At 36.4% G+C, this 12,110-nt stretch carries 7 protein-coding genes and 1 pseudogene; 4 read left to right on the forward strand and 4 right to left on the reverse strand.

Features of this window, described 5'->3' with window-relative positions; translation table 11 throughout:
* Window positions 1–238 precede the first annotated feature (238 nt).
* From QUD79_RS17500 to QUD79_RS00920, 4 genes and pseudogenes are all read left to right on the forward strand, one after another.
* Window positions 239–826: pseudogene (locus QUD79_RS17500) on the forward strand (c-type cytochrome); the annotation flags it as partial.
* Window positions 809–1,456, forward strand: coding sequence for a c-type cytochrome (locus QUD79_RS17505; protein ID WP_385958576.1), 648 nt, complete (start codon window positions 809–811; stop codon window positions 1,454–1,456). The pseudogene QUD79_RS17500 and the gene QUD79_RS17505, both read left to right, overlap by 18 nt.
* A 295-nt stretch (window positions 1,457–1,751) precedes the next feature.
* Window positions 1,752–3,419 (forward strand): M1 family metallopeptidase, encoded by a 1,668-nt coding sequence (locus tag QUD79_RS00915; protein ID WP_184422084.1) that lies wholly within the window; start codon window positions 1,752–1,754, stop codon window positions 3,417–3,419.
* 3 nt (window positions 3,420–3,422) lie between these two features.
* Window positions 3,423–4,388 carry a tetratricopeptide repeat protein gene (locus QUD79_RS00920; protein WP_184422081.1) on the forward strand — a complete coding sequence of 322 codons (966 nt, stop codon included), beginning with the start codon at window positions 3,423–3,425 and terminating at the stop codon, window positions 4,386–4,388.
* Window positions 4,389–4,452: 64 nt separating this feature from the next.
* Here the strand turns inward: QUD79_RS00920 and QUD79_RS00925 are convergent, their stop codons facing one another.
* The 4 genes from QUD79_RS00925 to QUD79_RS00940 all read right to left on the reverse strand — a co-directional run bounded on the left by QUD79_RS00925 (window position 4,453) and on the right by QUD79_RS00940 (window position 11,735).
* A complete protein-coding gene (locus QUD79_RS00925) occupies window positions 4,453–5,877 on the reverse strand; it encodes a tetratricopeptide repeat protein (RefSeq protein WP_184422078.1) in 1,425 nt (474 codons plus the stop codon).
* A 228-nt stretch (window positions 5,878–6,105) separates the two neighbouring features.
* Complete coding sequence (gene polA, locus QUD79_RS00930) at window positions 6,106–8,841, reverse strand: DNA polymerase I (protein ID WP_184422075.1); 2,736 nt, start codon at window positions 8,839–8,841, stop codon at window positions 6,106–6,108.
* A 405-nt stretch (window positions 8,842–9,246) separates the two neighbouring features.
* A complete protein-coding gene (locus QUD79_RS00935) occupies window positions 9,247–10,653 on the reverse strand; it encodes a sensor histidine kinase (protein ID WP_184422072.1) in 1,407 nt (468 codons plus the stop codon).
* A 2-nt stretch (window positions 10,654–10,655) separates the two neighbouring features.
* Window positions 10,656–11,735, reverse strand: a complete 1,080-nt coding sequence (locus tag QUD79_RS00940) for a GGDEF domain-containing protein (RefSeq protein ID WP_184422069.1) — start codon at window positions 11,733–11,735, stop codon at window positions 10,656–10,658.
* Window positions 11,736–12,110 lie beyond the last annotated feature (375 nt).

Genomic DNA, 12,110 nt, shown 5'->3' on the forward strand with positions numbered 1-12,110 from the left:
CGAAAACAAATGAATATTCGTCATTATATCTCTTTTTTACGTAAATGAATTGTAATCCCCTTACATTTTTTAGTGATTTTTTCATCTAACCCTATTAAATATTGTGCTATATCGTGTAAAATGCTTAGTTAATTAACTATTTATCACGTTTGTTTTTCAAATTAATAAAACAAGTAACCTTTAAAACAGAGAGCACTCCATGAAAAAAGTCATATTTTCGTTCGTCATCGGATTAGGTATGCTAACTCAAGCCAATGCGTTTGAGGGCGATGCACAAGCAGGTAAAGCAAAAGCAGCAGTTTGTGCAGCTTGTCATGGGGCTAATGGTATTAGTGCCGTTGATATGTATCCTAACCTTGCTGGGCAACATGCAGATTATATTGCGAAGCAACTTAAAGCGTTTAAATCAGGTGAGCGTAAAGACCCTGTAATGGCGCCAATGGCAATGGGGCTGTCTGATCAAGACATGGCCGATTTAGGGGCTTATTTTCAAGATATCAATAAAGGTGAAAGCGCTGCTTCAACAGGTGGCGATACAAGTGCTACAGTTGCAGCTCCTGCAGCTGCACCAACGATTGTTGCAGATGCATTAGCGGGTAAGGCCCTTTATCAAAACGGTGATAAAGCACGTGGTATTACAGCATGTGTTGATTGTCATGGTAAAGATGGTGAAAGTTTAGTTCATATTAACCCTAACTTAGCTAAACAACACCCAGAGTATATTGAAAAACAACTAAAAGATTTTAAAAATGCGACCCGTGCTAATGCTTCGATGAATCAAGTTTCAGCTAATTTATCTGAAGCAGATATTGCAAACTTAGGTGCGTATTTTAAAGATACATCAGCTGTTGGCGAAGTAAAAAACACTTTCGCTGCGGTTACTGTAGTTAAGTCGTTTGCTGGTAATGTTGAAGCGGGTAAAGCAAAAGCAGCAACTTGTGCTGCTTGTCATGGTGCTGACGGTAATGCAGCAGTGCCTATGTACCCTTCATTAGCGGGCCAAAGTGAAACGTACTTAATTAAACAATTACATGATTTTAAAACTGCTATTGCAAGTAATAATGCTGATGGCCGCCCTGATCCAGTGATGGCTGCAATGGCAGCGCCACTTTCTGAAGAAGATATTAAAGACCTATCAGCTTACTTTGCATCACAAACATTAAAACCAGCTGCGAGTGAGTCAAGTGAATATGGCCATAAGCTTTACTTTAGTGGTGATGAAAAGCGTGGCGTAACTGCATGTATCGCTTGTCATAGTCTTGATGGTCAAGGTATGGATAAAGCCGGCTTTCCAGCTATTGCAGGTCAAAACGCAACTTATGTTAAGTCTCAACTTGAAAAGTTCCGTGAAAGTACGCGTGCTAATGACTCAAATGGTATGATGCGTAATATTGCTGTTCGTTTAACTGACGACGATATCTCTGCGTTATCACAATACATTTCAGCAATGAAATAATAAGCTCAATAGACCATAAAGCGGCCCTACTTGGGCCGTTTTTTTTAGTTTACGTTAAACATTTACTCAAATATCTCTATTACCTACATGGCTTAAAATGCTCGTTTATCGGCAGCATTTATAAAGCTTTGGTATAATCCGTATAAGAAAGTGCTCAACACGCCCTAGTGAAGCTGCTAGCTATTAACTTTAGTGATTCATCTTAGAAAACAACCGAATTAGCGCCAATCTACTATTTCAAACAATGGTTTTATGATATTAATAACGGTTAATTAATTACTAGGTTTGTTTAGACATGAGATTACTTTCTCTAATAGTTGTTTTATTAAATTTTGCTCTATCTTTTGCGGTATACGCCGACAGTATTTTTGGAAGTAGTGCTAGCACTATAACTCGTCAAGATGTTTTACGTGGCTCAATTACACCAGAACGAGCTTGGTGGGACTTAAGTCATTACCATTTGAAAGTGAAGGTTGACCCGTCTGAGAAAACTATTTCTGGCACTAATACTGTTAGTTATCGTGTGCTATCTGAACAAAAAAGGCTACAAATAGAGCTTCAAGCACCTATGCAATTAACCAAGGCCCTGCAAAATGGGCAAGCGTTAGAGGTAGAAAAGGATGGCTATAGTTTTTTTATAACCCTGAACGAAATACAAGCAGTAGGCTCTGAACATCAAGTCACATTATTTTTCTCAGGTAAACCACTTGTGGCAAAGCGAGCACCTTGGGATGGTGGAATAACGTGGACTAAAGACAGCAATGGAATAGACTTTATCGCGTCTTCAAACCAAGGTATTGGTGCCAGTATTTGGTGGCCGAATAAAGACCACGCCTATGATGAGCCTGATTTAGGTGCAATAATTAGCGTGGAAGTGCCGGAACATTTGGTTGACGTATCGAATGGCCGCTTAATTGATATAGAACACGATAAAAAAGCCAAAACTAAAACCTACCATTGGCAAGTTAAAAATCCCATCAACAATTACGGCATTAATATTAATATTGGTGACTATGTTCACTTTGGTGAAAAGTATCAGGGTGAAAATGGCGAACTTGATTTGGATTATTGGGTGCTCAAAGAAAATTTAGCTAAAGCCAAAGTGCAATTTAAAGAAGGTAAGCGCACTATTGAAGCATTAGAGTATTGGTTAGGGCCTTATCCTTTTTATCAAGACAGCTATAAATTAGTTGAAGCCCCATATTTAGGTATGGAGCATCAAAGCTCTGTAACCTACGGTAACGGTTATAAAAATGGCTACTTAGGGCGCGACTTGAGTGGCATGGGCCCAGGGTTGTTATTTGACTTTATTATTGTGCATGAAACTGCACATGAATGGTTCGCAAATAATATTACCAGTATAGATATTGCTGATATGTGGATACATGAAGCCTTTACGAATTACGCGGAAAGTTTATTTCTTGAGTATCACTTTGATAAAGAGTCGGCTTATAAATATATTAGAGGCCTACGAGCGAGTATAGCAAACGATAAGCCAATTATCGGGCAGTACAACGTGCACAAAGGTGGCTCTAAAGATATGTATTATAAAGGAAGTAATATGCTGCATACTATTCGCCAGGTTATTGATGACGATGTTAAGTGGCGAGAAATATTGCGTGGTCTAAATAAAGCCTTTTATCACAAAACAGTAACAACAGAGCAAGTAGAAACATATATAAGTAAGCTTTCAGGAAAAGACTTAAGTAAAATCTTTGATCAATATTTAAGAGATTTCCGTATTCCTATGCTTGAATACGTTGTTATAGATCAAAAAATGCGTGTTCGTTGGGGAAATGCTATCGAGGGTTTTAATATGCCAGTGCGTATTTATATCAATGGCAAAGCTAAGTGGATAACACCAACAACACAGTGGGTTAATCTTAAACTATCTGCAACTAATGCAGCTATTAGCGTTGACCCTAATTTTTATATCAGCACGTTAAATATTACAGGCGATTAGCATTTGAACGTTTTTAGTAAAATGAATAACGACAACTTGCTCTGCAATTTTTTATTATTGTGGGTTGTTTTATTTGTTTTTCAGAGTAAAGCTAAAGCAGAATATAATGCAATTAATAAAGGGGTAATCAAAGCAAGTGAGGTGTGCTTGCTTTCACCGAAAGAATGCTTAACGGTGGTTGATAAAAAGTTAAAAAACACACCTACTCATTCTTACCTTTGGTTTGGCTTATTGCAGCATAAATTTGATGCATTATACAATTTACAACGAATTGAAGATCTTAATAAAGCGATAATTCCTTGGCTGGAAAATGAAAGATTACCAGAATCATTTCTTATTACGATTTATATTTATTATGCTAAAACTAGCTTAATCGATAATAATATCGACAGGGCACGAGAATATTCTGAAAAAGCCAAAAACAAAATACAGGCGATGAATAATGTTTTTCCCTCTCCAATGCGGTTAGTAACTCTAGCTAATTTACAAATGGAATTAGAAGAAGACGAAGAAGCTTACCAAACGTTACAAGCATTAGAGCAAAAATTTAAAAGCAGTAGAAATCCGCACTTTAAAATGGAGCTTTTTGGTAATTTGGGGCATATTACTCGACGCTTAAGTTTACCTGAGTTGTCATTAAATTATTGGATCAAAGCCCTGCGTTGGAGCAAAGAATTTGATAACAAACAGCAAATAGGCACTGTGCTTTACGTGCTTGCGAATGCGTATTTTAATGTAGAGAAATACGCATTCGCAGATAAATATTTTACCCAAGCAGAAGGTTTATCTAAGAGTGCGGGTGATGAAGTGCGAGTCAATCAAATTAAGCTACGCTTAGTCGAGGTTAAACTAAAACAACAGGAATTAATGCATGCAAAAAATATATTCCAAACCATTAACCAAGATCTAATACCAATATATTACAAAGATAAACTCGAAGCGCTAGGGACTTCAATTGATAATATGTAATACCAAGCCCACTAGCAATGTGATCATTTCTACTGGTTAAAACAATTAGCTAAGCTATTATTTATTAATGATATTTTGCTAATTTTCTCCGATAATAAATAGTTAAACTGACAAATAATAGTAATAGCGTACTTATTATTATTAAAATAATAATAAGTTTTTTAACCAATTGGTCTTGCGTTAAAATATTCGTCAGCATGTCTTTCTTAACAGAGGTATAAATATTGTCTCGGTCAGCAACAGAGTCGTGAAAGTCTTGTTCAACCGCAGAGTAATAGAGTGCTTGATCTTCTTTAGTTTGTTCAAGAAGGTGCTGATACCTTTTTTCTATCCAACTGTTAGCTGACTTATGATCGTTTAAATATTGATATGCTGTTGAAAATGCTAAGTATGCATCGGGTAAATTACTTTTAATACCTTCTTTTTGGATAGTCTCAAGTGCTTTATTTAACAGTGCAAACCCTGCGTCAGTCTGATCGAGAAAAACGTAAGTAAGCCCTAGGTTAAGCTGGCATACGCTGACTATGTGAATGTTATTAATACGATTGGCTGTTTCAATGCAAATATTCGCTTGCTTTTCTGCATTGGTGTAATTGTTATTTCTTAAATAATAGTCGGAAAGGTTGGCATAGATAGTTGCTAATATTTCAATGTCATTTGATCTAATCGCATACGTTAATGCAGTGTTATAGGCATCTAACTCTTGTTCCACTTTGCCTAAATAACTTAATGCTATTGCCCTATTTATATAATTGGCTGCCATCGCACGAATGTTTTTTCGTGGTAGTGCTTCTAATATATTAATAACATTGTCAGATGCAATGAGCGCTTTGTCGTACTCTTGGCGATCTAAATATAAAGCTACCATGTTTAGGTATATTTTCATGGAAAGAGTTTTATGATTTAACTCGTCGAATACTGTTAAAGCGTCTTGATAATCTTTTAATGCTAAAGTGCTTTTACCCAATTTACCATAGAAAATAGCTCTAACAGACTTAGCCCTTGCACTGGCTTCTTTAAAATGGATTGAATCAGCTAATGTTAACGCTTGCGATGCGTAATCAAGTCCATTTAAGTATTCACCTTGCTTTAATGCCAGACGTGCCTTTTTATGATAATAGAGGCTTAAAATCCATTCGTTGCCCAGCTTCACTCCTAGTACGTGAAGCTTGCTAAGGTATGCAGATGTTTTGTCAAATTCTGATAATGCATTGTGTACAGAAATATACGCTAAGTATTGAGCTACTTCATATTCAATATGTTTGGCCTTAATGCCAGTTTTTGCTAAAACATCGAGTTGTTGCTTCGACATTTCAGGCTCATATTCAGCATTATCTGCAATGTCGAGCAGCTGCCGGCCCTCAACTGTTTGTTGTATCATTTTAAAAGGAGTAAACACTTCTTTTTGGGTTGCTTGAGCATTGGCACCGCTAGCTTTGATTAAACAAAGTGCCATTAGTATCAATAGGCTTGGTAGAGTGACTTTCATTTTTACCTTAACATTATCGTAACACTGCTTTATTGAAAGTAGCTGTTAATTCCTCTAAACACAAAGAATTTACCATTAGTCTTTCTAGGATGTACTTGATATACAGTAATATCGGCTAGTTGCAAGGCTAAGCAGTACTTCGTAAAAAGAATCAAAAAAACGCAAGAACAAGTAAATGAGCGCAGTTATTTAACTTTATTACACCGACTAAATTTCACTCTTGGTTATTTAATGTGCTTGCTCCCAGTTATCGCCAATACCAGCTTCCGCTATCAACGGCACACTTAATGAAACAACGTTGTCCATAATATCTATAAGCTTTGTGGTGGTTTCTTCAACAATATCTTGATGGATTTCAAAAACCAATTCATCATGCACTTGCATGGTCATTTTTATACGATCGTCATTTTGTTCTTCAATCCAGCGGTTAACTGCTAACATCGCCTTTTTAATAATATCGGCTGCGGTACCTTGCATTGGGGCATTAATGGCTTCGCGTTCAGCTGCTTTTCTACGCATCGCATTTTTAGACTTTATATCGGGTAGATACAATCTACGACCAAATACTGTTTCAACGTAACCTAATTCTTTGGTTTTTTGGCGAGTATCTTCCATGTAAGTTAAAACATTGGGGTAGCGTTCGAAATACTTATCCATATATTCTTGTGCTAAGTATCGCTCTATTGAAAGCTGCTCGGCTAAGCCAAAAGCAGACATACCGTAAATTAAACCAAAGTTTACGGCTTTTGCACTACGGCGCTGATCACTTGTTACTTCGTCTAGTGCTACGTCAAATATTTCTGCTGCAGTGGCTTTATGGACATCTTTTCCTTCTGAAAAAGCTGATACTAATCCTTTATCGTCAGATAAGTGCGCCATAATGCGTAGCTCAATTTGAGAGTAATCAATGGCGACTATTTTGTAGTTGTTACTTGCAATAAAAGCATGGCGTATTTTACGACCTTCCTCACTTCTGATCGGAATGTTTTGTAAATTTGGATCGGTCGACGATAAACGCCCTGTAGCTGCTACCGCTTGTTGATAAGTGGTATGAACACGGCCATTTTCATCAACTATCAGTGGTAGTTTATCGGTGTAAGTCGATTTAAGTTTAGATAATCCACGATGCTCAAGAATAATTCGTGGTAATTCATACCCCTCTTTTTCTAATTTTTCAAGCACATCTACCGCAGTTGACGGTGCACCTTTAGGCGTTTTTTTCAGTACCGGGATCTTCAGCTCTTCAAATAAAATTTGCTGTAATTGCTTTGGAGAGCTTAGGTTAAATGCTTGGCCGGCTACTTCGTGTGCCTTAATTTCAAGTGCTTGTAGGCGTGGCGCAATATCATTACTTTGTTTATTTAATAAGTCGCTATCAATTAATACACCAAGCTGTTCCATTTTGGCTAAAACCGGTAACAAGGGCATTTCTATTTCATTATAAACAGCCAGTTGTTTAGGGCTTTTTGATAACTTAGAATACAGGGTTTGATGAAGCCTTAGGGTAATATCGGCATCTTCAGCCGCATAGTGGCCGGCTTTTTCAATATCAATTTGATTAAACGTTAATTGTTTTGCACCTTTTCCCGCAATATCTTGGAAAGAAGTGGTTTTGTAACCCAAATATTTATCTGCTAATGCATCCATATTATGTCGGCTGGCAACACTGTTTAAGCAATAAGACTCAAGCATGGTATCAAAGCCAATTCCGGCCATTTTTATCTTATATTGCGATAAAACATTGGCATCATACTTTAAGTTTTGGCCGATCTTTAAAATTTCTGTGCTTTCTAATAGTGGCTTTAGTTGCTTTAGCACATCGTCTAAAGGTAGTTGCGTTGGCGCACCTTCATAATCATGCATTAACGGCACATAAGCGGCTTTTCCAGCTTCAACAGCAAAAGATACTCCTACTAACTTTGCCTTCATATAGTCAACACTGGTTGTTTCAGTGTCAAAGGCAAATATGCCAACGCTTTTTAATTTATTTAGCCAAACATCTAAAGTTTGCTGATCAAAAATTATTTCATATTCAGTCTCTATATTTTCAATTAATTCTTCGTCAGTATCGTCAATGTCACTTGTTGTTTCAGTACTATCTGAATTTAATTGAGCCAGTAAGCGACGTAATTCAAATTGAGTGTATAGCTGAGTTAATTTTTCTACATTCGCAGGAGACGGCTGTAGTTGTTCAACGGTGTAGTCGAGTGCTACATCAAGCTTTATTGTTGCCAGTTGATAAGACAATGGTAAATCGGGCAAAGCAGCACGTAAATTCTCTCCAATTTTACCTTTAACAGCGTCTGCGTTTGCAATAACGTTGTCTAATGTTTCATGCTCAAGCAACCACTTTACCGCCGTTTTAGGACCACACTTAACAACGCCAGGTATGTTATCTACTTTGTCACCCATGAGTGCTAAGTAATCGATAATTTGATCGGGGCGCACGCCAAACTTTTCAATAACACCGGCTTCATCTAGCTCAACGTTGGTCATGGTGTTAATCAATCGAACATGCGGATTAACTAATTGAGCCATATCTTTATCACCAGTTGATATAACGGTTTCCATACCAACCTGAGATGCTTGATGGGCTAACGTGCCAATAACATCGTCAGCCTCTACACCTTCAACAACAAGCAAAGGCAACCCCATAGCTTCAATTATTTCATGTATTGGTGCTATTTGGCTTCTTAAGTCGTCAGGCATAGGAGGGCGAGTAGCCTTGTATTCAGGGTACATGTCGTTACGAAATGTTTTGCCTTTAGCGTCAAATACCACAACAACATTGCCATTTGGGTATTCTTTTTTAAGGCTATTGATCATATTCAATACACCGGTAATTGCACCAGTAGGCTGACCATCAGCGGTTGATAATGCCTGTAAGTAAGGAACATGATATGCACGGAATAAATAGGAAGAGCCGTCGACTAATATTAATGGAGATAATGAAGCTGTTGTCATGATGTACTGTGTTGTTACTTAATTTGCTGTTAAGGATGCCACAATCACGATTTTCTCTCTAGCAATAAAGTTATTAAATCAAACTTTTTAACTAGGCTGTGGATAACTTTGTTGAAAACTAGGATCAGAAAAAGCGTCTAATTATCAATTTAAAAAGACGTTGGACTTTTAAGTTGTTGTTTAAAATGAAAAAAGGTAAGAAAAAATCCTTTTAGTCACATTTTATTTTTATTTTTTTATATGTGGATAAAATATTCACTTCTCTTAGTTGCTCACTAACTCTATTAATAGTTTGCTAACCAAGGACGATAGAGATTACCAGAATTCTACGGTATTGCTAGTATATTATTAAATTCTTTTGCTGATAAAAAGAAGCAATAAATAACTAAAAAACATAAGCGAGTGTCAATGCGAGGTAGGAAGGTTTTGATCATGGCTCAACATGTTTTGATTAAAACTAATATCAAACTTTGCGCCGTGGGTAAAAGTGCCATCGTAACTAATTTCACCGCCTAACGACTGGGTTACTAAGTTATAAACAATATGCAAACCAAGGCCTGTGCCACCTTGTCCTCGCTTAGTGGTATAAAAGGGCTCAAATATCTTTGTAACACCACTAGTAGGAACTCCAACCCCATTATCTTGATAGGTTAATGCAATAATACTATTAGCAACTGTTACCGTTATCGTAATAATTCCTTCTTCTGTTTCATCAAATCCGTGCTTCACTGAATTACTATATAAATTAGCTACAATACGTGTAATAACTGCAGGGTCTTGATAAGCATTAATATTAGGGGGGCAGATAATATTTACTTTGAAGCGTTCTTTGTCGCTTACTGATTGTAAATGGTTAAATATATTGGAAAGTAAAGTGCCTATGGTAAAAACTGAACGACACTCCTCTTCACTTAGTACTGCCACCCCCTTAAAGTCGGTAACTAAATCAGACGCGCGCCTTAAATTTGTGTCAAGTAGTTTTATCGTTTGCTCTGTAGCGGCTAAATATTCTTGTAATTGAGTGCGTGTAAGGGTATTGCTATTAAAACTAGTAAGTATGTGCTCATTTTTATCTTGTATTAAGCTTGCTGCTGTTATGGCAATACCAACAGGGGTGTTAATTTCGTGAGCTACACCCACAACAAGACGACCTAACGATGCCATTTTATCAGCGTCTGCAAGCTCATTTTTGGTTTTAATAAATTGTTCAAGAGTTTGCTCAAGTGTTTTTGTTCGGTTTTTTACTTCCGTTTCTAATAGCTCTTGTTGCTGGGTTAATTGTTTATTCGCTTTTAACAAATCGCTACCAAGTATATTAATGCTGTAAAAAACAACACAAAATATTATAGTAGTTACTACTGCAGACTCAAACCCAGAACCACTAACCTCATGTATTATAATTTCAGCATTATTTAAATACCCCATTACCAGAACATTACTTACAATAATAAATAGCATAACAAATAGGCCTCTATTTGAGCCTATCAATACTGCAAAGGTGATTAACGCGGGAAATATTAACAGTGTCTCATCTCTTGCACCTTCGTTAAACCAAGAAAAAGTGAGTATCGTGGCGGTAATAACAATAATAATAATGTTAGCAGCACGACATAAATTGTTTTGTTGTGCTTGTTGGTAAGCAAAACACAGTAATATTGAGAAGATAAAAAGGAAAAATAAATTATGCCGTTGTTCGGTTAATATGGGATGAAAGCTTGCTAACAAAAAAGCAAGTTGGCCTAACCAAAACACCTGTATAATGCGCTTTTTTCTTTGTAATTCGACCTCGTTCATCACTTTTTCTTGTGTCATATTTAACCTATTACCCTATTTCTACCGGATTGCTTAGCTTGGTACAGTTTCTGGTCTGCTAGCTTGATTGCTTGCTCTAAATAATTAATATTATTGACTTCTGCTACACCAAAACTAGCCGTCATTGGGATAGTGTTCTCCTCTATTTTTAAAGGAGTATTGGCTAAGTTTGTTCGTATTTGTTCTGCAATAACTAAAGCGTTATCAAGCGATGTTTTAGGGAAAAATAGTAAATATTCTTCGCCGCCAAAGCGTGCAACAATATCAGAATTTCTTACCTTACTTTTCGCTATTGTTGCTACGTGAATTATGGCTTTATCGCCAGCATCATGCCCGAAGTTATCATTTATGGCCTTAAAGTAGTCAATATCAGCCATGATAACAGCCATAGGTAAAAAGCTTTCTTGTTCGCCGAGTATTTTAGGAACTAAGCAGCTATCTATAAAACGTCTATTGGGTAAACCAGTTAGCGAGTCGCTGTTAGCTTTCTCTCTTTGTTCTAAAGAAATGGTATTAAGTGTAGCAAAACTTTGACTGCGAAAATATTCGTTAATATAAGCAAATAATATGACGATACAATAAGAGCCGAGAAATCGACTTTTTTCTGTATCGCCATATACAGCTTGCCCAATATCAGGACCATAAAGGAGAGTTAGTATACTTATTAATATTGCTACTAAGAGTGCAGAACCTTTATAAATACCTAAAGTAGAGTACGCAACTAGTGGAGAAAACATCAACCAATAGAGTGCGGTATTGTCTTTACCACCACTGTAAACAAGCAAAATAATCAACATAAAAATAATAAAGCTAGCGATTACAATAGCTTGATAGAGTGCTTTAGTTTTTAAATAAAATAAAAGCACAATCAATATACTAAAGAATGAAAAGATAAGCGTGATGGTTAAAATTAAGGGATATATTTGATGGTTGCTAATCACAAGGCTAGATAATACGGTAACTGCAATAATCGCCATCGCAATAAATGAAAACAAACGGCGCTTGTAATCAGCATTATTAGCGGCTTCAATCGAAACATGCTTTTTCCACTTTTCCTTTGGAGGAAAAATTCCTTTATTCATATGCTAACCGATTAATTCAACACTAAATTTACTATAGACACTAGCAAAGAAATAATCGAGTTTGATCAATTAAAAGTTAATAATTTTTATTAGAAAGTCCTCGCTTATTTTATGTGAAGCATTATTAAATAACTTGAATTCTGGATAAGCTAAGTACACCAAAACTACAATTTATATGCGTATCTGCGTTAAATCGTGACATTGACGTGCTTAGCTTAAATAGCTCTCTAGCAGCTATTTTGCCTTACTTCTGTGTTAAATTCATAAATAATAGAATATCTATTCTTAATGAACTTGCCTTGAATTAAGAATAACTATCAAGCTAGTGAGTGGCTACAAACACAAGTCTAGCAATTTTAGGGCATTAACTTATCT

Source organism: Thalassotalea piscium (assembly GCF_030295935.1).
GTDB lineage: Bacteria > Pseudomonadota > Gammaproteobacteria > Enterobacterales > Alteromonadaceae > Thalassotalea_B > Thalassotalea_B piscium.